Source organism: Deltaproteobacteria bacterium (assembly GCA_016223005.1).
GTDB lineage: Bacteria > Desulfobacterota > GWC2-55-46 > UBA9637 > GWC2-42-11 > JACRPW01.
The window spans coordinates 1-22671 of the sequence record JACRPW010000072.1 but is presented as its reverse complement, the minus strand read 5'-3'; the positions used below and the strand labels follow the sequence as shown (position 1 = coordinate 22671).

The 22671-nt window shown below is 39.7% G+C and carries 25 protein-coding genes; 7 read left to right on the top strand and 18 right to left on the bottom strand.

Annotated features, from left to right (window positions below):
• Window positions 1-59: 59 nt before the first annotated feature.
• From pseG to HZC45_07715, 17 genes are all read right to left on the bottom strand, one after another.
• Window positions 60-1118, bottom strand: a complete 1059-nt coding sequence (pseG, locus tag HZC45_07795) for a UDP-2,4-diacetamido-2,4,6-trideoxy-beta-L-altropyranose hydrolase (protein ID MBI5683050.1) — start codon at window positions 1116-1118, stop codon at window positions 60-62.
• Entirely contained in the window at window positions 1118-3205 is a 2088-nt protein-coding gene (locus tag HZC45_07790; protein ID MBI5683049.1) for an aminotransferase class III-fold pyridoxal phosphate-dependent enzyme, read from the bottom strand. The genes pseG and HZC45_07790 overlap by 1 nt, the downstream gene beginning before the upstream one ends.
• Window positions 3206-3880 (bottom strand): class I SAM-dependent methyltransferase, encoded by a 675-nt coding sequence (locus tag HZC45_07785; GenBank protein MBI5683048.1) that lies wholly within the window; start codon window positions 3878-3880, stop codon window positions 3206-3208.
• Window positions 3881-3887: 7 nt separating this feature from the next.
• A complete protein-coding gene (locus HZC45_07780) occupies window positions 3888-4763 on the bottom strand; it encodes an aldo/keto reductase (protein MBI5683047.1) in 876 nt (291 codons plus the stop codon).
• Window positions 4760-5893 carry a UDP-4-amino-4,6-dideoxy-N-acetyl-beta-L-altrosamine transaminase gene (pseC, locus tag HZC45_07775; protein MBI5683046.1) on the bottom strand — a complete coding sequence of 378 codons (1134 nt, stop codon included), beginning with the start codon at window positions 5891-5893 and terminating at the stop codon, window positions 4760-4762. The genes HZC45_07780 and pseC overlap by 4 nt, the downstream gene beginning before the upstream one ends.
• A complete protein-coding gene (gene pseB / locus HZC45_07770; GenBank protein ID MBI5683045.1) occupies window positions 5890-6894 on the bottom strand; it encodes a UDP-N-acetylglucosamine 4,6-dehydratase (inverting) in 1005 nt (334 codons plus the stop codon). The genes pseC and pseB overlap by 4 nt, the downstream gene beginning before the upstream one ends.
• A 66-nt stretch (window positions 6895-6960) precedes the next feature.
• Window positions 6961-8223, bottom strand: coding sequence for an ABC transporter ATP-binding protein (locus HZC45_07765; GenBank protein MBI5683044.1), 1263 nt, complete (start codon window positions 8221-8223; stop codon window positions 6961-6963).
• A gap of 2 nt (window positions 8224-8225) precedes the next feature.
• Entirely contained in the window at window positions 8226-9053 is an 828-nt protein-coding gene (locus tag HZC45_07760; protein ID MBI5683043.1) for an ABC transporter permease, read from the bottom strand.
• A gap of 220 nt (window positions 9054-9273) precedes the next feature.
• A complete protein-coding gene (locus tag HZC45_07755) occupies window positions 9274-10218 on the bottom strand; it encodes a GDP-L-fucose synthase (protein MBI5683042.1) in 945 nt (314 codons plus the stop codon).
• Window positions 10211-11296 carry a GDP-mannose 4,6-dehydratase gene (gmd, locus tag HZC45_07750; protein MBI5683041.1) on the bottom strand — a complete coding sequence of 362 codons (1086 nt, stop codon included), beginning with the start codon at window positions 11294-11296 and terminating at the stop codon, window positions 10211-10213. The genes HZC45_07755 and gmd overlap by 8 nt, the downstream gene beginning before the upstream one ends.
• A 21-nt stretch (window positions 11297-11317) precedes the next feature.
• On the bottom strand, window positions 11318-11449 hold the full coding sequence (locus HZC45_07745) for an NAD-dependent epimerase/dehydratase family protein (protein ID MBI5683040.1): 132 nt from the start codon (window positions 11447-11449) through the stop codon (window positions 11318-11320).
• Window positions 11450-11596: 147 nt separating this feature from the next.
• Window positions 11597-11965, bottom strand: a complete 369-nt coding sequence (locus tag HZC45_07740; protein ID MBI5683039.1) for a hypothetical protein — start codon at window positions 11963-11965, stop codon at window positions 11597-11599.
• A 16-nt stretch (window positions 11966-11981) separates the two neighbouring features.
• Complete coding sequence (locus HZC45_07735; GenBank protein MBI5683038.1) at window positions 11982-12134, bottom strand: hypothetical protein; 153 nt, start codon at window positions 12132-12134, stop codon at window positions 11982-11984.
• Window positions 12135-12202: 68 nt separating this feature from the next.
• Complete coding sequence (locus tag HZC45_07730) at window positions 12203-13387, bottom strand: SGNH/GDSL hydrolase family protein (GenBank protein MBI5683037.1); 1185 nt, start codon at window positions 13385-13387, stop codon at window positions 12203-12205.
• A gap of 2 nt (window positions 13388-13389) precedes the next feature.
• Window positions 13390-14361, bottom strand: a complete 972-nt coding sequence (locus HZC45_07725; GenBank protein ID MBI5683036.1) for a hypothetical protein — start codon at window positions 14359-14361, stop codon at window positions 13390-13392.
• On the bottom strand, window positions 14333-14608 hold the full coding sequence (locus tag HZC45_07720; GenBank protein ID MBI5683035.1) for a hypothetical protein: 276 nt from the start codon (window positions 14606-14608) through the stop codon (window positions 14333-14335). Before HZC45_07720 ends, HZC45_07725 begins: the two co-directional genes overlap by 29 nt.
• On the bottom strand, window positions 14595-16457 hold the full coding sequence (locus tag HZC45_07715) for a carbamoyltransferase (GenBank protein MBI5683034.1): 1863 nt from the start codon (window positions 16455-16457) through the stop codon (window positions 14595-14597). Before HZC45_07715 ends, HZC45_07720 begins: the two co-directional genes overlap by 14 nt.
• A 157-nt stretch (window positions 16458-16614) precedes the next feature.
• Here HZC45_07715 and HZC45_07710 point away from each other — a divergent pair, with 157 nt between their 5' ends.
• The 7 genes from HZC45_07710 to HZC45_07680 all read left to right on the top strand — a co-directional run bounded on the left by HZC45_07710 (window position 16615) and on the right by HZC45_07680 (window position 22212).
• Entirely contained in the window at window positions 16615-17034 is a 420-nt protein-coding gene (locus HZC45_07710; GenBank protein MBI5683033.1) for a ferritin, read from the top strand.
• 52 nt (window positions 17035-17086) lie between these two features.
• A complete protein-coding gene (locus tag HZC45_07705) occupies window positions 17087-18226 on the top strand; it encodes an SAM-dependent methyltransferase (GenBank protein MBI5683032.1) in 1140 nt (379 codons plus the stop codon).
• A 76-nt stretch (window positions 18227-18302) separates the two neighbouring features.
• The gene (locus HZC45_07700) at window positions 18303-18494 is read left to right on the top strand and encodes a hypothetical protein (protein ID MBI5683031.1); all 192 of its coding nucleotides are present in this window, start codon (window positions 18303-18305) and stop codon (window positions 18492-18494) included.
• 484 nt (window positions 18495-18978) lie between these two features.
• Window positions 18979-19509: a ferritin family protein gene (locus HZC45_07695; GenBank protein ID MBI5683030.1), complete on the top strand. Its 531-nt coding sequence runs from the start codon at window positions 18979-18981 to the stop codon at window positions 19507-19509.
• The gene (locus HZC45_07690; protein ID MBI5683029.1) at window positions 19510-20022 is read left to right on the top strand and encodes a gamma carbonic anhydrase family protein; all 513 of its coding nucleotides are present in this window, start codon (window positions 19510-19512) and stop codon (window positions 20020-20022) included.
• A gap of 17 nt (window positions 20023-20039) precedes the next feature.
• Window positions 20040-21050 carry a Ppx/GppA family phosphatase gene (locus tag HZC45_07685; protein MBI5683028.1) on the top strand — a complete coding sequence of 337 codons (1011 nt, stop codon included), beginning with the start codon at window positions 20040-20042 and terminating at the stop codon, window positions 21048-21050.
• Between the two features lie 82 nt (window positions 21051-21132).
• The gene (locus HZC45_07680) at window positions 21133-22212 is read left to right on the top strand and encodes an N-acetyl-gamma-glutamyl-phosphate reductase (GenBank protein ID MBI5683027.1); all 1080 of its coding nucleotides are present in this window, start codon (window positions 21133-21135) and stop codon (window positions 22210-22212) included.
• A 16-nt stretch (window positions 22213-22228) separates the two neighbouring features.
• Here HZC45_07680 and mreD read toward each other — a convergent pair.
• On the bottom strand, window positions 22229-22671 hold a 443-nt coding region (gene mreD, locus HZC45_07675; protein ID MBI5683026.1), incomplete at its 5' end, for a rod shape-determining protein MreD.

The following is a 22671-nucleotide window of genomic DNA, read 5'->3' as shown; positions in this document are numbered from 1 at the left end:
TTAATGCTTTTTTTTCATTAGTATCTAATCTCATATCCTTCCACCTTTTCAGACATAAATTATTTGTCCTCTTCCACAGTTGCACAAATTCGTTCTATTGTTCTTTCCACTCCTCTTCCGTCAACCAATGCTTTACCTTTTAAACCCATACTCCTTCTTTTATCCGAATCTGCCAGCAAGTTTTGCACAGCATCCCTTATATCCATTTCTGTAACATCTTCATGCCAACCCAGGTTTACTACCACGTCTTCTTTTTCAAGTTCTTCCGCTATTTCTTTCTGATTATCTGCAAGTATCATAACCACACTTGGAACCACCATAAATATTAGTTCCCAAACTGTGCTTCCCCCCGCGGAAACTGCCACATCTGCCCAAGCCATCAATTCGGGCATATTTGATGCATTGCACTCCAGTCGGATTTTGGGTTGGAGATTGCGAATTGCGGATTGCAAGGTTTCATAATGAGGGTTACTGCCACCCACTACTACAACCGCCTCCAGCCCGTTCACCTGCACTTGCTCTAGCGCATACATGACTTTGAGCGTTACATTATCCGGGTCCGCACCCCCTAGGGTCACAAGGATGTTTGTCGCACTCTCGGGAATTTGGCGATTGAAGTTCCGATATTTCAGAAATTCCCGACGTAAGAGGACATATTTCGTTCCGAGAAGCAAGGTGGTATCTTCATCACACCTATAATCCATATCCGTCGCGTAAATATTCTGGTCGAGAATAATATCTACATGATAGTGCGGCAGGTGATTCATGTCATCTATGACCAAGCAGCGGATTCCTGCATCACGGAGTGCCTTCTGATATTCAGAGGTAAAATGGTAGCCGTCCAGAACGAGCCAATAATTAGATGATGGATGATGGATGATGGATGATAAATTTTCTAATGTTTGTTCGAGGTCGGAAGGATGGGGGTGCATTTTCTCTAAAAAAAGAAATTCAAAACCCTCATTTGTAATACGCTCCTGTAATTCTTCACTTTCACAGTGACTAAGGAATGTCACCTTTCCGCCGCGATCCTGCCATCCTTGGGCAAGGGCGATGCAGCGCATCACATGCCCTGTCCCAATTTTGGAATCAGCATCTGCCCTGATATAAAGATGCATCAATTCAGCCTCTTGAAACCTGCAATAGCAGGTTTACCAAAAAGATATTTTTCAGGATCTCCTGTGTCAATTGCTTTGATGATTTGTGGAAGAACCTGATCAACGGCTTCCAAATAATGCTTCACATCATCTTCTTGATGGGCATACATTGCATAGAAACCTGTAGTTGCCAGAAATCCCTTTTCTATCATACCCTGTATGAATAATGCCTTCATCACAAGGGCTTTTTCATGTCCAAAACTAAAATGCCCCATAGGGGGAATGCCATCAATATGTACAGAGAGACCATGCTTGGCAAATAAAGTCAGCCAACCATCCTGAACCATTTGACCAATTTTCATCAGGTGCTTACCAACATCAAATTGGCGATGCTTTTTAATCATTGCAAGGGCAGCTACAGGACCGATCCTTTCTGTCCAAGAGGTGCTGCTGATGAAACTTTTTTGCGCAGCATCCATAACGGCACCCTTTCCGATGATGGCTGCAATAGGGTAACCATTCCCCAATGCTTTGGAAAAAACGGACATATCAGGCTCCATTCCGAGTACGAGATGAGCCCCGCCAGTATTCATTCTGAAACCAGCTGAAATCTCATCAATAATTAAAATTGCTCCAGCCGCAGTTGCAAGTTGTCTGACACCTTTGATAAAATTGTGTGTTGGCCATTCATTCCGAAGAGGTTCCATAACAATAGCGGCAATCTCATCCTTGTTGGATTCCAGAATGGCTTCAAGTTCATTTAATTGATTATATCTAAAGGGAAAAGACGTCCCTTTGAGGGCTTTCGGAACCCCTACCGGGTCGAGACCTGAAAGCAGGTGTTCACCCAGGGCGTTTTCCGTCCCTAAATTGGCTGACAAGTACCAGTCGTGCCAGCCATGATAACCGCAAAAGGCAATCTTGTCGTGACCCGTAAATGCCCTGGCTATTCTGACGGCAACTGCCATGGCTTCTCCGCCAGTACGGGCAAACCGTACCTTCTCAGCCCATGGATGGAGTTCGCAGAGGAGATCCGCCAATTCCACCTCTTCAGGACAGTTCAGGGAAGAGCTCGTTCCCTTGTCGATAGATTCCCTGACAGCCAGGTCCACATCCGGATCCGCATAACCCAAAACATTGGCGCCTATTCCACCGATACTCATGTCGATGTAATGGTTCTCGTCCAAGTCCCATATCTCGACCCCTTTCGCCCTGCTGAAGTATCCCGGCCAGACACCATAGGAAAATTGATCGGGACGTTTGGAGAGGAGTTGAGAGAGTCCAGGGATGCGTTTTTTTGCATGTTCCTGAAGGGCGATTGATTTCTCTAAATTTAAGCGTTTCATGGTTTCATACCACCTATCCTCTTGAAGCGATTTTATGAACCCTTCATTCCTTTCAAATTGCTTGTTGATGGTCAGCCATTCAGGTTTTTGTTGAAGTAGATTGAGGATGTCCGCCGTGCTGAAATTGGGCTTATAAGGATAGAGTCCCTCATAAATCTTATTGATCAGATTGAAGTCCTCCTGCTCATCCACTGTCCATCGCAATCCGGACAGGTCAACCGTGTTCTTGAAATTTCCTATTTTAAAGCGGTTCGGTTGCTGATAAATAAACGGAGTAACATGCTCCCTTTGTGAAGGTAGAACAGATTCTTTCCATGCTTGCTCCAGGCATTTATACCGGAAGACCTCTGTATCCAAGCCATCAGGAAAAGTTGGCTCTAAAGTATTGCTGCTATAGTCATAGCCACCATTTAAATGGTAAGAAATTACCTCGTCAATAAGTACAGGGTCTGCTAAAGGACAGTCTCCTGTCAATCGAACAATATGATCAGGATTATAAGGTTTGGCAGCATTTAAAAACCTATCGAGGACATCATCAAGACTTCCGCGATAATATGCAATATCATTCTCTTTGCACAGCATTTCAATGGGATTGTCAGTCAGATCAAGACTGGTAGCCACGATTATCTTATCTATCAATTTGGCGCGCCTGACCCGCTCAATCTGCCTCAGCAACATAGGCTTATTAATAATATTTTTTAAGACTTTACCGGGAAGCCTTGTTGAGGAAACTCTTGCCTGTAAAATTGCTAGTATCACCAATCAGACCTCTTGATAATAACCTTCTAAAGATTTATGCAAAATTGAACAAAAGGCCCTTGATGATGAGGAACACGGTTTTATAGAATTTTGTTCAACATTATCATGGTCGTAAGTGAATCGTGTAAATTCCTTATAAGTCCCGAAGGATTCAAAAATCCTAGCATAATCCTGTTTGTAAGTATAAACCCGTTCATTAGGCAGATGATGATAGCGGCGCCGCTGTTGACAGTCTGGCAGAAAATCACCCAGAATCAAAAAGGCCCCGTCTTTTGTAACTCTGTCAATCTCAGCATCCGATTTTATAAGTGTTTCCCTATCAACCCAATGCAATACAAAATTAACAATGACAATATCAAACTCATCCTGAATCGGAAGTTGTGACAATAAACCCTGATGCATCTCTAGTTCCGGATAACGTTTTCTCCCATCTTCAATTGCCTCAAGACTAGCATCAACGCCAACAAGTTTCGCTCCTATAATTTTTTTACTTAATTGGTATAGCCTCCATCCATTAGTACACCCTAGTTCTGCAATGCTTCTTATTTCCGATTTGTTATCCAATAAGTTCAATAGATAGGTTGGCCAATCGACCTTGCCCTCTTTTTCCAACACTGATTTATTTCTTTGAAACCATGAGTTTCCTTCACTTTTATGAAAAACCATATCTTGATTCAAAACCATATCAGAGCCTCCAATTTGATGGATTTAAAATCTCTCCATCGCTGAGTGCGAATCTGCTAAAATCTATTGATTCAACAGGAACTGCCTCTCTGCATATTTCTTTAAGCTGCGTATGATTGTTCACACCGCAGATGATAAAGTCAATATCCGGTATGTTAATCAAAAAACCGAGCGCTGCTCGAACCAGTGTTAATCCATGCTGATGTATAGTTCTTTGATAGTCTTTCAAATGCTCTCTCACAGAATCAAAAAAAGGCGGTAGAGTTTCCGATGACATAAGCAGCAATCCTTGCAAGAATGCTGAGCGCACATGAATCTCAACCCCTCTTTTTTTAAGTTTAGACAGATGTCCGCTGACAAGTAGGTGCTGATCAAAGACATTAATTGGGAGTTGGATAATATCTATCTGAAACTTTCCTAATATTTCATCAATCTGCAATGCCGTATATACTGATACCCCAATTTTCTCTACCAAACCTTTCTGCTTCAAGTCAGTCATTTTATTGAAAAGAATATGGCCGTTTTCACTTAGCAAGTCATCTGCATTGTGAAACAATAATCCATAAATTGCAGCACACTTCATCTTATGCAGCGATTGGAAAAAAGAATCTTCCAATCTCCGCACATCATCTGATGTTATTGCTGAAGAGGTAAATCTCGGAGTTTTTGTTACGATTTTAAATCTATGGCATTCAGGTAGCGTTTTGCCTAATACCTCTTCACTGGTTCCATACAGGGCCGCGGTATCTATTACACTAATACCATTGCGCATCGCAACATCCAATATCTTTTCTACCTCATCAAGAGGGGTTTTGCCATTATGGTTAGATATCCCGTAATCAATACCAAATTGCACCGTACCTAAACCTATCTTCATGAAAGAATCCTACGCATCATTTCTATGACATAGTCCTGCTCTGCATCAGAAAGTCCTGGATACATTGGCAGGCTGATGATTTCTTCATATGCCTGTTCAGCTACAGGACACATGCCCGGATGGGTCTTGAAATGTGACCGATAAAAAGGATGAAGATGAACAGGAATATAGTGAACATTTACGCCGATACCGTTTTCTTGTAATTGTTTAAAAACCATACCGCGATCAAGATTTGTTCCTTCTAAATTGAGACGGACAACATATAAATGATAAGCATGAAAAACCATACTGCCTACAGGTAAAGGATTTATGCGCGGCAGAACTGAAAACACTTCATCATAACGATGTGCAATTTCGCGTCTTCGCTCAATCCACTGGGGTAATTTTTTAAGCTGGCTTATTCCCAGAGCACATTGAAAATCGGTAATTCTATAGTTATAGCCAAGATCTACCATTTCATAAAACCATGACCTCTGTGCCTTTCGTTGGCGGTAATCTGTGGAAATACCATGATTTCGAAAAAGACGCATACGGCCAGCCAATTTCTGATCATCCGTTGTAATCATTCCTCCCTCACCGGTGGTGATGTGTTTGACCGGATGAAAACTGAAAGCATTGATATCACTCAATATGCCAACTGGGTTGTCCTTGTAATGACCACCAAGGGAATGACAGGCATCGGATACCAGAGCAAGATTATGGCGTTTGGCGATATCCTGAAGTTTATCATAATCACAAGGCTGTCCGGCGTAATCCACGGCGATAATGGCCTTTGTTTTAGGTGATAGACACGACTCAACAGTCGCAGGGTCTATCAGAAGGGTCCCCGGGTCTACATCTGCAAAGACAGGGGTTCCTCCCTGAAAAACGACACAATTGGCTGTGGCAACAAAGGTCATGGTTGGCACAATCACTTCGTCTCCGGAACCGATGCCGAGGGCAAACATGGCTGCATGGAGCGCCGCGGTTCCGCTGTTCACCGCAACAGCATATCTTGCCCCTACAAAGTCAGCAAAGGCTTTCTCAAACAATTCTATCATTGGTCCCGTGGTAAGCCAATCAGACCGCAGCACATCGATAACAGATTGAATGTCTTCCCCATCAATACATTGTTTGCCGTAAGGAATCATAGGTTTTTGATGATCTCCATCATTTCCGCAGATGTCAATTTCCATGGATTAGTCCCGGAATTGTATTCAAAATCATCAGAGACTGGTTTCCCTCTGTTGCTTTTAAAACGACGGATAAAAAATCTAAAATCAGGCTGTATTACATAGTAGTCATCAAATTCCAATGTCCTTCTGGCATCATCTCTAGGCACCATAACCTCATGTAGTTTCTCTCCAGGACGGATACCAACCACCTCTGTTTTGCATTCCGGGGCAAGCGCCTTTGCCAAATCCATCATATTCATACTTGGGATTTTGGGTACAAACAACTCTCCACCGACCATCATCTCAAGACAATTCAAAACGAAATTGACACCCTGCTCCAAAGTAATCCAAAATCGTGTCATACGCGGGTCTGTAATTGGCAATATACCCTTTACCTTCTGCTTAAGAAAAAAGGGGATTACACTCCCTCGGCTTCCGACAACATTTCCGTAACGAACTACGCTAAAAGATGTCTCGTCCTCTCCAACATAAGAATTGCCTGCTATAAATAACTTGTCAGAACACAGTTTTGTTGCGCCATAAAGGTTTATTGGATTTGCCGCCTTATCAGTGCTGAGTGCAACAACCTTTTTAACACCATGGTCAATCGCCACATTAATAATGTTTTCAGCCCCAAGTATATTAGTCTTAACTGCCTCAAAGGGATTATATTCGGCTGCAGGAACCTGTTTTAATGCTGCTGCATGGATTACATAGTCAACTCCACGAAAGGCTCGCGATAACCTCATCTTATCTCTCACATCCCCGATAAAGTATCGCATGCAAGGGAATTCTGCATCTGAAAAAATCTGTGCCATCTCAAACTGTTTAAGTTCATCTCTACTGAAGATAATAAGTTTCTTAGGTTTACAATTTTTAACTATTATTTCGGTACATTTTTTCCCAAATGAACCTGTCCCACCGGTAATTAGAATGGTTTTATTTGTAAGATACTCTAGATTATGGTTTTTAAACATACAAGTTCCTCCATGATATCTCTCCATAGGAATCCATAATACAAGGGCTTGTTATTCCCGAAGGCATCACTCCAACCGATTAACATCCCACGATAGTAGAGTGCTTATAAAACCTTCTCTATTATTGCCCCTGTGGGATTTAAAATCGTCCAGATGAAATATTCCAACTATCCCCGGAGAATCTACATTAAAACTCTTGAAACTAAAATGGCTGGTAAAATTAAGATATACTGTATAATCTCCACTGCCAAGTATCCTTGGAGGGATTGTAATCCTGACTGCATGTTTCCCGACTGGTAGATTATCGAGGGGATTGGGTGGTGAATCAAAACTATCAGAAACAAACACACATGTCCCATCAGTTCTGGAAACTGACAGATAGGCATATAGACCCGGCACCTGTCTATGCACCTTATAAATAAATTCTATCATTATCGGTTCATCGCAAATAAAATTTTGTGCCACTAGCCCATCTTGATTCAAGAGTCTAACTGCCAATAACTGTGAATCCTTTTTAATGTTCTCATCAAAAGAGACACATCCTGTGCCCTCTGATTTATCAGCAGACCTTACATAAGAATCTATAAGTGTAGATGGGGCACCGATTTCCCTTATACCACCGTGTTCAAGCCATATACACTTTTGACATAACTGCCTGATAGCGCCCATATTGTGGCTGACAAAGAATATTGTCCTGCCGCTTGCAGAAGTATCCTTCATTTTGTTTAAACATTTCTTCTGGAACTGAAAATCTCCCACAGCAAGCACTTCATCTACTAACAATATCTCTGGGTCAAGATGGGCTGCAACAGCAAATGCAAGCCTTACATACATTCCGCTTGAATACCGTTTAACAGGGGTGTCTATAAATTTCTCTATTTCTGAAAAAGCAACTATTTCATCAAATTTTTTATTAATCTCTCTTTTTTTCATCCCAAGTATTGATCCGTTAAAATAAATATTTTCCCTTCCTGTAAGTTCGGGATGAAAACCTGTACCAACTTCCAGGAGACTTGCAACCCGTCCCCTGACATGAATCTCTCCTTTCGTCGGATAGGTAATACGGGAAAGTATTTTAAGCATTGTTGTCTTACCGGCGCCGTTTTTTCCAATAATGCCTATAACCTCACCTTGTTCAACATTGAATGAGACATCTTTCAATGCCCAAAATTCATCATTAGATGCACCGGTATTTGATAATCCCTTTAATAAATTCAATGGCTTTTTGATAATTTTAGTTAAAGAATCACGCAGCGATAGGTAATCCTCTCGTTGCCCGATGCGATATTTTTTGGAAATACCATTTACCTCTATTATTGGAGCGCCCATATTTATATAATATCCGCGAAAAATCTCTCGGTCTTTCTAAAATATATAATGCCAAAAACAAAAAAACACAAACTCATTATAAATGATATAAACAATATTTCCAAATCAAGCCTGTTAGAGCCTAAGATAAAAAATCGTGCAGCCTCAATAATACCGGACATAGGGTTTAGACCTAATAACCATTTGTATTTGGCGTCAATCATACTCACAGGATAAATAACCGGCGTCAAAAAGATTAGCATCTGAATAAAAAAAGGCGCGACATATCGAACATCGCGGTATTTCACATTCACTGCTCCAAGAAAAGACCCAAGCCCCACAGAGGCAAAAAAAGTCAATACCAACAGAACCGGCACTATCAGGAAATTAGTAAAACCAGACATATAGTTATAATAAAACAAGAGAACAACCAGCAAAACGCAGGAGACGGCAAAATCAATCAGACCAACCAACGATGATGAAATGGGTATAATAAGCCGCGGGAAATATATCTTTTGGATAATATTGGCATTGCCTATCATGCTTTCACTTGAATGCGTAAGCCCAAATGAAAAGTAGTTCCAGAAAATAAGTCCGGTATAGACGAAAAGCGGATAAGGGATTCCTTCTGACGGCATCTTTGCGAACTTGCCAAAAAAGATCGTGAAAATAATCGTAGCTATTACAGGCTGAAATACTGCCCAAAGGGCGCCTATTGCCGTCTGCTTGTATCTGACCTTAATTTCTTTCCACGCAAAAAAATAGGCTAACTCCCTATACATCCAGAGTTCTTTTATGTCTATCTGAAACCAACCCTTAGGCGGTTTAATAATTAAATGATTGTCCACCATAATCTCCTATATTATCCAACCTGAAAGAATACACAACACTTATCTCGCACCGTAAAAATCAATGTCTATTTTTGGGTCGCAGTAGTATCTTGCAGCAGTCGTCATTCCCGTGAAAACAGAAATCCAAAAAGTTCACAAGTAATTGAAAAACATGGATTCCCACTTTCGTGGGAATGACAAAAGAATCATTTTCTGATACCTTTGCAAGATGCTCCTATGATTATAATCTTGCATCAAGTTTATAATGCCCTTTGAACCACTCGTATGTCTGGTTTAATCCATCACGAAAGCCAATTGAGTGTCGCCAGCCGAGAGAATGGATTTTAGTTACATCCATAGGACGGTGTGGTGTGCCATCAGGCTTTGATGTATCCCATACAATCTCACCATTGTAAGAGACTATCTCTTTAATTAACATTGCAAGGTCTTTTATAGAAATATCCTCACCTGTCCCAACATTAATCAACCCTTTTTCATTATAATTCTTCATTAAAAAAAATATTGCATCAGCCGCATCATCTGCATGAAGGAATTCCCGTCGTGGGCTGCCTGTTCCCCATAATGTAATAGACTTATCCCCTTTTTCCTTTGCCCCATGAAATTTGCGGATTAAAGCAGGTATAACATGAGCGTTTTGAAGGTCAAAATTATCATATGTGCCATAAAGATTAGCAGGCATGCAGGAGATTGCCTCAAATCCATATTGATCCCACAATGCCTCGCATAGTTTTATTCCTGCAATCTTGGCAAGGGCATAAGGCTCATTGGTTGATTCAAGTGGGCCGGTAAGCAGATATTCTTCCTTTACTGGAATAGGCGCTAACTTTGGATAAATACACACACTGCCCAGAAATATGAGTTTTTTTACGCAAAATTTATATGATGACCATATGACATTATTCTGCACCTGAAGGTTTTCATATATAAAATCAGCCCGATAAGTATTATTGGCATTGATTCCACCCACCTTTGCAGCAGCCAGAAATACATACTCCGGTCGCTCTTTGTGAAAGAAATCTTCAACATCTGCCTGTCTTATTAAGTCAAGTTCCTCCCTTGTTCTGACAAGCAAATTATTGTATCCTTCAGCCCTTAACTTCCGCACAATAGATGAACCAACAAGTCCACGATGGCCGGCAACATATATTTTTGAATCTCTATTCATGATACTTAAACACCTTAAACCCTTCCCTTTTACAAAGCTGGTCCTTTTCAGCCTCTTTTAAATCCTCACGCACCATTTCAGATACTAATTCTTGAAATTTCACTTTTGGCTGCCAGCCAAGTTTTCTCTTTGCCTTTGCAGGGTCGCCCAAAAGGATGTCAACCTCTGTGGGACGGAAATAACGGGAGTCTACTTCTACAAGCACTTTGCCTGAATCAACATCTACGCCTTTTTCCTCTACACCTTCCCCATTCCATCTAATCTGAATCCCAACCTCTTTAAATGCAAGTTTCACAAACTCCCTCACAGAGTGCTGCTCGCCTGTAGCAATCACATAATCATCAGGTTCATCCTGCTGTAAAACAAGCCACATCCCCTCAATATAATCCTTAGCATGCCCCCAGTCCCTCTTTGCATCAAGATTGCCGAGGTAGAGTTTTCTCTGAAGCCCCAATTTGATTCTTGCCACTGCACGCGTTATTTTGCGGGTTACAAAGGTCTCGCCCCTGACGGGTGATTCATGATTGAATAATATGCCGTTGCAGGCAAAGATATTGTAGGCTTCCCGATAATTAACCGTTATCCAGTAAGCATAAAGCTTGGCAGCGGCATAAGGGCTCCTCGGATAAAATGGAGTGGTCTCTTTTTGCGGAGTCTCCTGAACCTTGCCATAAAGCTCTGATGTTGATGCCTGATAAAATTTTGTTTTACCGGTCATCCCCAATATCCTGATCGCTTCAAGAAGTCTGAGCGTTCCAAGCGCATCGGCATTTGCAGTATATTCAGGCGTTTCAAATGAAACTTGCACATGGCTCTGTGCGGCAAGATTATAGATCTCATCAGGCTGAACCTCCTGCATTATGCGTATAAGATTGGTTGAATCGGTCATATCCCCATAATGTAGTTTTAACTTCACATCTTTTTCATGAGGGTCGCGGTATAGATGGTCTATCCTCGCCGTATTAAACGAAGATGCCCTGCGTTTTATCCCATGCACCTCATAGCCCTTTGCAAGGAGAAACTCGGCAAGAAATGCACCGTCCTGTCCTGTAATACCCGTGATTAAGGCCTTTTTCATTAATGTCTCCTCAAAAAATTATTATATGCAAGTTTCAGTCCTTTGTCTAATCCTGTTGCCGGAGCCTACATTTATAGTCTCACTGCCTGAATAATGCTTCAGTAAATATACACGGGCATCTGCAAGGTCGTCAACATAAAAAAAATCCCTCATCGGATTGCCTATCCCCCCAGATAATAACAGGTTGAGGTTTAAGATGAGTTAGATACCGAACCATCGCCATCTATAGAGGGACCTTAAAACAGTTATAATCTATAAGTGTTTTTATATTTCATTGCAAACCAACACCTTATAGAGTTGTCACCATGTATTCTCTAAATCCCGTGATGTGTAAGCATGGTTTCTCGTAGAAAAATAACTCTTGCAATCAAACCTCTTAAGCCACATAGGATTTTTTACAAAAACTCTATACAATAACGCTATAGGGGTCAGCATCATAAAAAATACTATTGAGAGGATTATCTTTGCGTTAATATTGCCCAGAGTATCTGCAAATTTTAACCAGACGAATGCAACCCTAGATGTAAGATTTTTAAATATCAGGCTTATAAGCAATAAGATTAAAGAGGTAATTACAAAAACAGCCTTTTTAAAGATTAAGAAAAGGCAGAGTAATGCCAAAGATAAAACTACCATTGTCTCTAAATCTTTTGTCCTGATATCGCTCATATATGACCCTCTAGTTTTAAAATAATGTGTAAACAAAAGGCGATATGGCAGAACCGCTTGACATAACTATCAAAATGCCTATCAATAATAACACAATAATAATCGGCAAGAGCCAAAACTTCTTACGCTCCTTAAGAAATCCCCACAAGTCTTTTAATAGGTCTAACATCTATCCCTCCTCACATTGACTATTATTAAGTAATCAAATATCACCAAGAATACAAACCACATTATCTGTTATTTGCACCCACCTAAAGAATATTCTGGAAATTTATTCTGAATAAATGGGCACATATATTTATACACTATTTTACCAACAACCTCTGCCCCTTCATTTGTATAATGAACGAAATCATAGTAATATTTTGAACTCTTGGGCATTTCTTTCGCCAAATCAATCACTAACACATCTTCTTCTTTCCCAACTTCCCTTGTTATTGAGTGATAAAGTTCTAATACTTTCCAACTTACCTCTCCATTAATATCCATTTCCCAATTTATTTCTCCACTTACCTTACCGGTTGATATTTTTGCCAAATTAACACCAGTAACATCATCTATCGCATCTCCGAACAGGACAGGCTGTGTAATTAAAATAGGTTCAATACCATTATTCTTTGACAACTCAACTAAATATTTTAACCTTTTTTTGTAATATGGTAGATAGTCTTCAGTATGCTTTTTAATGAGTTGCTGGGATTTATCTTCTGAAATCTCAGCCTGTTTATACTCTAACAAATTTATAGGACGATGGGTCAACTCTCCTCTTCTTGCCTGATTATATCTGTAAATACCAATTATAGAATTAAGTATTTCCGAATATTCTGCCAACAAATTCACTTTTGATTTAAAATATTCCGCTATTGTTTCATCCTTTTCCCTTTTTACATTATATTTATCAAATGTTGACAATTTTTTCCTGCCCGTATCATTTAGTCCTATTAGAAATAATACTATTTTGGGTTTATATTTCTTTGTAACATAATCTTCCATGAGTACTGTATGCCCAAATGTAGTATGCCCATCTAACCCTGCATTGTTTAGCCATACCTTCTTAAAACTATTATCTAATTCCCTTTTTAAGATATTCGCCCAATCTTTACAATCCGACAGTAACCTGCATTCTGTGGTGCTTCCTCCAATAGTAATGATTGATAGATACTCATCAAAATTCTGTGGTGGTTCACTCCCTCTAAATCCCAATGAATTTTTAGTATGTACTATAACCTTATCAAGTTTAGGTATCGTATGATTCTTTACCGTATATTTTGCATTAGATTGCAGTATTATCCTATTTCCTTTTACACGAAACTGAAATGGATTATAAACTTTTAGGAATAATTCCAATATAAAAATTGAAACAATTATACTCAACAATAAGGTTAGTATATTCTTTTTGTCTATATTCTTAATCCAGCCCATATTCATCTCTCTTCCCTAAATGTCCTTAATCCCATTTCTATCTCAAATAACTTATCTTCTTTATTTCCCACATCAACAAACCCTTTTTCTATGATATATTTAGATACCAAAAGACCAGCCAAACGATTACCATTTATATTCCAGTGCACATCATATCTGTAATACAAGTCTTTATATGGATTTAAAAATTTCTTTGGTGATTGATTAGAGTATTGTTTGAAATCAGATAACAAGTCAAGACAGTCAATATTCTCTCTACTACAAAGGGAATTTAGCATTTTATTGGAAAAGTTCCAGTCTACTCCTTCTTCATAATTTGGCTTAAGAAATTCATAAACCTGCTCTTTGCTTGGGATTATAACAATTAATAACTTAGACCCTATCCTGTCCGCAAGCTGTTTAAATTCTTTTATATTATTTAAATGGTCGCTCCACGCTGTATCCAGCCACAGATATTTTTGCGGCATCCTTATATATAGTGGTGGAGATGAACGCGAGGGCATCACCTGTTCATGCAGTATACCTAATTTCTGTCCCATCAATCCTAGTAACTTTATTTCTTTCAATAAATTATATATAAGAGAATATGACCTTAACCATTTTTTAATAGGATGGACAGGTTTCTCATTTTGTATTTCTTTTAATTTTTTATCCAGTCTGCTCTCTAACTCACTATCAGAAAAAACCAATTTTTCGCCTGTACGTGTATCAGTAAAATCTTGTTTGTTATCACTAAAAACTGTTTTGCTAACAAGATAGCCTTTTATGACGGTTGCATTTGGGAAAAGATAATCATCCCTTAAATCATTTAATATACCATAACCAACAATAATTACCGATGATTTACTATCTATCTGACCAAGTAGTTTCTTGGTCTTTAAAAGTTCTTGCCTTGTGCCGTATCCACCAACTCCACACTTTAAAACCCTTCTGTTTAATCTTTCTTCAATAACCGTTCTTGTCAAAACAACCAAGTTCATTTGACCATACCGGGAATTTAATTCCCTCAACTACTGCAGTATCCACTTTATTGTTTTCTTTAATATCGTAACCTGCATCCTTATCTTCCTTAAACATATTGAAGGGTATAGTATTTTTTTTTGGTATCATTAATAATCTATACTCTGTAAATCTCAAGACAATCTCTGCAAGAAGTGCGGCAATAACTATACTGATAAGGACTAACCCTATATTCATTACCCATCTCTTAATCCAACCCATATTCCTCTCTCCAATCTATTGCTTCACTCCACTCTGGCTGGTCTTTTTTATCAAAGATAAAATTACCTACTACCAGATACTTCATCTCTGTCCGCATAAAACATTTATCGGCATCTTCAGGGGTGCAGACTATAGGTTCTCCCCTGACATTAAAACTCGTATTTACTATCACACCATACCCTGTCCTTTTCTTAAATGCCTGAATGAGTTTCCAGTATTTCTCATTTGTTTCCTTATGCACGGTCTGGAGCCTTGCAGAATAATCAAGATGCGTTATTGCAGGGATATCTGACCTTAGATAATAAAGTTTTTCTCTCACAGGCATAGAGTGATACCCATCAGGCAAAGGGTTTCTCCTCTTCTCCAACACATCTGCTATCAAAAGCATATAAGGTGATGGATGGTCCGTTTCAAAGTATTCACCTTCATCCTCATAAAGCACAGAAGGGGCAAACGGTCTGAAACTCTCTCTGAACTTTATCTTTAGATTTAATTTCTTCTGCATCTCAGGACTCCTAGCATCCCCTATGATACTCCTGTTGCCCAATGCCCTCGGACCCCACTCCATCCTCCCCTGAAACCATCCAATTGCATAACCTTTGTCCAAAAGTTCTGCTGTCTTCTCACAGAGCGATTCAAAATCATCATAGAATGTATGCCTTGCCTTATATGTTCTTGCCATAAGTTCTACATCAAGGCTTGAAAATTCAGGACCAAGATATGAACCCTGCATCCTGTCATTTTTGCCATCCGTAGCGCGCGATTTATTGTAATATATATGATATGCCGTATAGGCAGCGCCTAATGCCCCTCCGGCATCCCCTGCGGCAGGCTGAATCCATATATCATCAAACAGTTTTGATTTCAGAAGTCTGCCATTAGCCACACAGTTAAGAGCCACACCTCCTGCCATACACAAGTTCCTTGACCTTGTTAGTTTCTGTGCCTCATTAGCCATTTTAAAAACTATATCCTCTGTTACCATTTGAATCGCTAACGCCATATCACAATGTTCCTGTAATAAATCTGACTCAGGTTTTCTCCTTGCAACACCAAAGAGTTCCGTAAACTTTTCGTCATTGACCATCTTTAGTCCTGTCGCATAATCAAAATATTCCTGATTTAACCATATAGAACCATCGTCTTTAATGTCTATTAGATTTGAACAGATAAGGTCTTTGTATCTTTTTACCCTTTCTGATGTTGGGTCCCCATAAGGTGCAAGCCCCATAAGTTTATATTCACCTGAGTTGACCTTAAAACCCAGATAATATGTAAATGCAGAATAAAGAAGTCCAAGTGAATGCGGAAATGTCAGTTCTTTAAGGATGGTTATACTATTATCTTTTCCGTGGGATATAGAGGCAGTTGCCCATTCGCCTACACCGTCAATAGTCAGGATAGTAGACTCCTTAAAAGGTGAGGGAAAGAAGGCGCTTGCGGCATGGGAGAGATGATGTTCTGTAAATAAAAGTCTTATCTTTTTCTTATCTATCTCATCAATCTTTGACAGTTCATCGTATATGAGTTTCTTTAAGAATAACTTTTCTTTCAACCATATCGGTATGGCTGACAGAAAAGACCTCCAGCCCCTTGGTGCAAATGCATAATAGGTTTCCAGAAGCCTTTCAAACTTTAAAAAAGGTTTATCATAAAAGACAATGGCATCAACCTCATTCAGAGAAATACCGCTGTAATTGAGACAGAATTTAACCGCATTTATGGGGAAAGAAGGGTCATGTTTTTTTCTTGTAAATCTCTCTTCCTGTGCAGAGGCAATGATATCTCCATCTTTAATTAGAGAGGCGGCAGAATCATGATAAAATGCTGATATGCCTAAAATATGCATGGTGTATAGTAATTTATTACATTATCCACAATATGTCTAGATATTTTCATTATTTTCATTATCTTTGCAATTAAATAACACCGCCCTATTTCTTCTTGACAATTTTTAGGGTTAGGATAGAATTTAAACTAAAATCATTAAAAATAAAGGAGGGTTTATGAGTACAAAGATTATAGATGCACTGAATCTGGACAGGGCAGAGGAACTTGCTGCAATAATCCAGTATATGGGGCACCACTATGAGGCAGAGGGGATGGAGAGTCCTGCGATTATTGAGATATTTAAAAAGACATCCATTGATGAGATGAGGCATGCAGAGAAACTCGCGGAAAGGATAGTATATCTTGGCGGCACACCTGTTCAAAAACCCGGTGTTATAAAACGGGGCGGCAGTCTCAAAGAGATGATAGAGGCTGACCTTAATGCAGAAAATGGGGCAATCAAAAGATATAAGGAGCATATCAAACTCTGCGTTGAAGAAGGCGACCCAACAACAAGGCTCATGCTTGAGGAGATACTTGCAGATGAGGAAGGACATGCAGATACATGGGAGACAACACTGGGGATAAGAAAATAGGATGTGAGGTGTTTGATGCTTTGCAAAAGGCGGGAATATTAAAGGACTAGAAATGCCGTTTGCAGAAATCAAAAACGGCAGCCCTCAACTGATTAAGATAATTCAGGATAAAATCCTTGAAAAAGGCATGATATCTTTCAGGGATTTCATGGAGATGTCGCTATACGAACCGCATCTCGGTTATTACACATCAGATAGAGAGGTCTGGGGCAAAAAAGGGGATTATCTAACCAGCCCTGCCCTCCATCCTATTTTTGGGAAACTTATCTGCAGGCAGCTCTTTGAGATATGGGGGGTTCTTGGCAAACCTCCGGAATTTACAATAATTGAAGCAGGCTCCGGAAGCGCTGCCCTTTTAAAAGAAATTATTGAATGTTCAGAATCTTTTTCCTCTGAATTTTATAAATCAATAAATCCTGTCATAGTAGATATAAATCTTGTCGGTAAACAAAAAAACAGTTCACAATCTTCATGGTATTCTTCTCTGAATGAGGTCAGAAGCCTTGTTACAGGCTGCATAATCTCAAATGAACTGATAGATGCCTTCCCTGTGCATATTGTTACAAATGATAATGGTATACTCAAGGAAGTCTATGTAACCCTTGACAATGATGGATTTACAGAAGTTCTAGATACTCCGTCAGACCCTGCAATAACAGAATATCTAAAAGGCATCATCACTATAAACGGACAGCGGATAGAGGTAAATCTGGAGGCAGTTAGATATATAAAAACTGCGGCAGACATTCTTGAGAAAGGTTTTGTTATCACAATAGATTATGGTCTCCCAGCAAAAGAATTTTATGAAACCTTTAGAAATGGAGGCCTTTTGTGCTATTATAAACACAAGATAAATGATAACCCATATACAAGGATTGGCTGTCAGGACATTACATCTCATGTTGACTGGACAGGTCTTGCAAGATATGGGAAAGAGGCAGGGCTTGATGTTACAGGTTTTACAACACAGTTTTATTTCCTTATGGCGCTTGGCATACTTGAAGAATTTAAAACAATAGAAGACCTGTCCATTAAAGGCGCACCTCAATTGGAATGGAATCAAAAACTAAAAGAACTGCTCATGCCCGGCGGTATGGGCTCTACATTTAAGGTTTTAATTCAGCATAAGGGGATAGAAACACCAAATCTAACAGGTTTTAGTTATAGAAATTTTAAGGATAACCTGCTTTAATAAAGAGATGACAAATGGCAGTTGTATAAATATGCCCGATACGAATAATATGCCGGCATGACAAGAGGGATTATATATGGAAGATAAAAGGAAAGATGACAAAAAACTTGTCCCTGCTGGCAATAAGCAGGGAAGGGTCTGTATGGTATGCGGGAAACCATCGCCTACTACTATCTGTAGTCAATGTGAGGCTAAAATCAGGGGAGAGGCACTGGAACATAAACAGGAAATAGAAAAGGCAGGCAGAACAGATACAGGGAGAAGATAAAGGAAATGCAAAAATCAAAATGCAAAAGTCAAAATTGTGGAGTGATTTTTTAAAACTTATTACGGGGAGCATGAAATAGTTTGCTTTTTCGTCCCCCAAAAAGAAATCCTCAACTTTGTCATTCCCGCAAGCATTAAGCTGGAATCCATTACGAACACTCTGGATGCGTCCCCGAATGTTTCTGTCGGGGATAGAAACATTCGGGCATGACAGTTTTTGAAAACAACGTAGATGCAATCTATATTATGCTCTCAGTAGTATATGAAACCCACATGAGCTGTTGGCTCACCTGTCTGCCGACAGGCAGGCAAAGGGGGATGAAAATTTATATGAGGCTGACTGCCCTGCATGCTGAGAAGCGAAAAATGCAAAGATAAAAACTAAAAACTAATGTACCTTTGTTTTACGCTTTTCGCCTATCGTTTTTAACTAACACTAGACGGTTTGCCAGCATGGCAGTCAGCCTCATACGAGGTATTTTCAGGTGAAAGAAAATATTATTGCTTATATGAAAACAGCGCTCAACACAGAGTTGATGGGGTATAAATTTTATCTCCATGCTGCTGAGATTACAGAGGATGAACATGGGAAAAACATCTTCAAACATCTGGCAAATGACGAACTTGACCATATAAAGGCAATATCCTCCATCGTAGGGTCTATTGAAGAGACAGGCAGAGTCCTTACATATGATGAAGCACTTAATGCCTATAACAGCAGGGGGCAAGGACTGCCTATATTTCCTGAAGAAAATGAACTTATAAAAAAACTCGGTAAAAACCCTGAAGACCTTGATGCCCTGAATATTGCAATTAAGTCAGAAGAGGATGCAGTGCATTTTTACGGCAGTTACCTTAAATCTGCCGGTGATGCAAATGAAAAGGTTCTTCTGACAAATCTTCTTGAGATGGAGAAGGGGCATCTAAAACTTTTGAGATGGGAATATGACTCCATTGTGGATACAGGTTTCTGGTGCGATTTTATGGAATGGACTGTTGAAGGAGAGAAGGAGTAAATGATTAGACCCTATAAATCCATATTACCTAAAATTCATCCCACCGTATATATAGAAGAAAACGCTCAGATAATCGGTGATGTTGCAATCGGCGAGCATTCCAGTATATGGTGCGGTGCAGTATTGCGCGGGGATGTGCATTTTATAAAGGTTGGAAATAGGACAAACATTCAGGACAATTCAGTCCTCCACGGTACAAAGGGTGTTTGGCCTGTTGTCCTAGGCCATGATATTACTATTGGGCATAATGTGACTCTGCATGGCTGCGTAATAAAAGACCGATGTCTTATAGGTATGGGTTCTATAATACTTGACGGCGTAGAGATTGGAGAAGAATGTATAATCGGTGCAGGCGCCCTAATTACTGAAAAGACTATCATCCCTCCAAGGAGTCTAGTTTTGGGAATGCCTGCTAAAGTTGTAAGACAAATTAAAGATGAAGAGGTAGAAAGGATTTTACGGTCAGCGAAGAATTATATTGAATATTCGGAGGCGTATAAAAATAAGGAATAAGCAATGAGAAATGAGAAATGAGGGAAAGATATGCTTCAATAGATATTGGCACAAATACACTGCGTCTTCTTATTGCTCAATTGGATGGCGGTAAACTCAAACCTCTAACAGTTAAAAGGATTATCACAAGGCTTGGGGGAAATTTTACAGAGGATATTGGCATTGCAGAAACATCAATAGAAAGGACAATAGATACCTTAAGGATATTTACTAATATTATAAAAGGGCATGGTGTAAAAGATGTGTTTGCTGCCGCCACAAGTGTTGTCCGCAGGGCTAGGAACAAAGATGTATTTATTAAAAGGGTATTTGATGAGACAGGAATAAAGGTAAATCTTATATCAGGTAATGAAGAGGCAGAACTATCTACACTTGGGGTTTTGTCAGTTATAGGGATGGGGACAGATTTCAAATCTGTCCCCAAATGTCTTGTTATTGACATTGGCGGCGGCTCTACAGAGTTTATTTTAGCAGAACATGGCAAGATGCTTGGCTCATGGAGCATGGAGATGGGTGTTGTGCATCTGACAGAAAATTATCTTAAATCCGACCCGCCGTCTCAAAAAGAACTGCAAGATATGGAAATGGAAATTGAGAGGACAATTTATGATTTGCAGTTTAAGATTTTTAACTCCAAACTCCAAACTCCAAACTCTGAACTTTTTATCGGCACTGCCGGCACAATTACAACCCTTGCTGCGATTGACCAGAATCTCGAAACATACCGCCCTGAAAAGATAAATAATTATATCCTTAAATACGATGCTGTAAAGGGTATATATAAACATATTACATCGCTTACATTGATGGAAAGACAGAATGTCCTCTCCCTTGAAAAAGGGAGAGAGGATTTGATAATACCGGGCACAGCCATTGTATTAAAGGCAATGCAAGGATTTGGTTTTGATAAAATGACAGTAAGTGATGCAGGGCTACTTGAAGGGATACTCATAAAACAGTTGCTAGTCTCGCAGGGTGGGATCTACCCACTGCCAATAGATGCCTTATATGGCGGGCAAACCAACTGAATCCCAAAAATAGACATTGATTTTTGGTGAATAAAAACCATTGACAGCAATTTCAGTCTTGTGATTAATAATGGGTCGCACTATGATTAAAGTTTCCATACTCGGTGGGAGTGGTTATACTGGCATTGAACTTCTACGGATTCTTTCAAGGCATCCTGAAGTTGAGATTATTGCAGTAACTTCAAGACAGTATCAGGGCGAAGGCATAGTAAAGGTCTTTCCGTTTCTGGGCAATTTCATTGAAGGCATATTTATTGACCCCTCAAATCAAAAATCTATAACTAATGCAGATATTGTATTTTGCTGTCTTCCACACAGGTCAGCAATGGAGTATATTCCAAAGATAATTAAAAGGGGTATATGGGTAATTGATTTAAGCGCAGACTTCCGTCTGAAAGACCCAAAGGTTTATGAAACATGGTATGAAAAACATACTGCAAAGGATTTGCTTAAAAAGGCTGTGTATGGACTGCCTGAAATCTATCGTCCAAAAATAAAAAACGCCCAACTTGTTGCAAACCCGGGCTGCTATCCAACATCAGCAATACTTGGACTTATGCCGCTTATAAAAAATAAATTAATAGATACCAATACAATAATCATAGATTCAAAGAGCGGTGTGTCGGGCGCTGGCAGAGAGGCAAAACTTGAGACATCATTCGTTGAGGCTAATGAAGGGTTCAAGGCTTATAAGATTGGAGAGCATCGGCACACACCAGAGATAGAGCAGTGTCTGTCTCATATTGCCAAAGAAAAGATTACTGTATCGTTTTCGCCTCATCTCCTGCCAGTAAACAGGGGGATTTTAAGCACGATGTATGCAGATATAAAAACTCAAAAGCCTGCCCCTGCAGGCAGTAAGCAGGGGTCAAAAGTCAAAAGTCAAAAGGAAATGATTTTTGATGCATATAAAAAATGTTACAGTAACGAACCTTTTATCCGAATCATGCCGGAAGACGTTCTACCAAACATTCAACAGGTCAAGGGCTCAAACTTCTGCGACATAGGCATAAAGGTTGACGAAAGGACAAATCGGGTTGTTGTAGTTTCTGTGATAGACAATCTTGTAAAAGGCGCATCAGGGCAGGCTGTGCAGAATATGAATATAATGTGTGGTCTGCATGAGAAGACAGGACTCCTTTCGCCGCCGCTGTTCCCATGACAAGAAACGAAGCCCATCATATCCTTCTGCTACCTGCTTCCCATTGTTCTATCCTGTCAAGGAGATTGAACACCAAAGGGCTTACTACTGTCGTAATTATTGCTGATGGTACAGCATATATATAAAATGGGATATTCCTGTCAAATAGCAGCATTCTTAAAACCACATATACCAGATTTGCCTTTAATAATGTCATTATAAATACCCCGCCTGTCTTTACAGGGAGCACATCAAATGTCATCTTACCGGAAAGCAGATGTGTCAATATAAAGATAAATACAAGTCCGAACGATGTTGCGCCGATAACACCGCTTGAAAAAATATCTGCAATAAGCCCCAAGAGAAAAGATAGGATTACCCCTTCTATTCCCTCTTTACTTTTTGCATGGGCGGGCGATTTACTGTGCAAACCAAGGTAAAAAACCATTATCAGCAGAAAATCAGGAAAGATACCGACAG

Coding starts and splice junctions, on each gene's coding strand:
- pseG (MBI5683050.1), bottom strand. CDS start 1,118: ATGCATCTTTATATCAGGGCAGATGCTGATTCCAAAATTGGGACAGGG.
- HZC45_07780 (MBI5683047.1), bottom strand. CDS start 4,763: ATGAAGATAGGTTTAGGTACGGTGCAATTTGGTATTGATTACGGGATA.
- pseC (MBI5683046.1), bottom strand. CDS start 5,893: ATGATTCCTTACGGCAAACAATGTATTGATGGGGAAGACATTCAATCT.
- pseB (MBI5683045.1), bottom strand. CDS start 6,894: ATGTTTAAAAACCATAATCTAGAGTATCTTACAAATAAAACCATTCTA.
- HZC45_07765 (MBI5683044.1), bottom strand. CDS start 8,223: ATGGGCGCTCCAATAATAGAGGTAAATGGTATTTCCAAAAAATATCGC.
- HZC45_07760 (MBI5683043.1), bottom strand. CDS start 9,053: ATGGTGGACAATCATTTAATTATTAAACCGCCTAAGGGTTGGTTTCAG.
- HZC45_07755 (MBI5683042.1), bottom strand. CDS start 10,218: ATGAATAGAGATTCAAAAATATATGTTGCCGGCCATCGTGGACTTGTT.
- gmd (MBI5683041.1), bottom strand. CDS start 11,296: ATGAAAAAGGCCTTAATCACGGGTATTACAGGACAGGACGGTGCATTT.
- HZC45_07745 (MBI5683040.1), bottom strand. CDS start 11,449: ATGAGGGATTTTTTTTATGTTGACGACCTTGCAGATGCCCGTGTATAT.
- HZC45_07740 (MBI5683039.1), bottom strand. CDS start 11,965: ATGAGCGATATCAGGACAAAAGATTTAGAGACAATGGTAGTTTTATCT.
- HZC45_07735 (MBI5683038.1), bottom strand. CDS start 12,134: ATGTTAGACCTATTAAAAGACTTGTGGGGATTTCTTAAGGAGCGTAAG.
- HZC45_07730 (MBI5683037.1), bottom strand. CDS start 13,387: ATGGGCTGGATTAAGAATATAGACAAAAAGAATATACTAACCTTATTG.
- HZC45_07720 (MBI5683035.1), bottom strand. CDS start 14,608: ATGGGTTGGATTAAGAGATGGGTAATGAATATAGGGTTAGTCCTTATC.
- HZC45_07715 (MBI5683034.1), bottom strand. CDS start 16,457: ATGCATATTTTAGGCATATCAGCATTTTATCATGATTCTGCCGCCTCT.
- HZC45_07710 (MBI5683033.1), top strand. CDS start 16,615: ATGAGTACAAAGATTATAGATGCACTGAATCTGGACAGGGCAGAGGAA.
- HZC45_07705 (MBI5683032.1), top strand. CDS start 17,087: ATGCCGTTTGCAGAAATCAAAAACGGCAGCCCTCAACTGATTAAGATA.
- HZC45_07700 (MBI5683031.1), top strand. CDS start 18,303: ATGGAAGATAAAAGGAAAGATGACAAAAAACTTGTCCCTGCTGGCAAT.
- HZC45_07690 (MBI5683029.1), top strand. CDS start 19,510: ATGATTAGACCCTATAAATCCATATTACCTAAAATTCATCCCACCGTA.
- HZC45_07685 (MBI5683028.1), top strand. CDS start 20,040: ATGAGGGAAAGATATGCTTCAATAGATATTGGCACAAATACACTGCGT.
- HZC45_07680 (MBI5683027.1), top strand. CDS start 21,133: ATGATTAAAGTTTCCATACTCGGTGGGAGTGGTTATACTGGCATTGAA.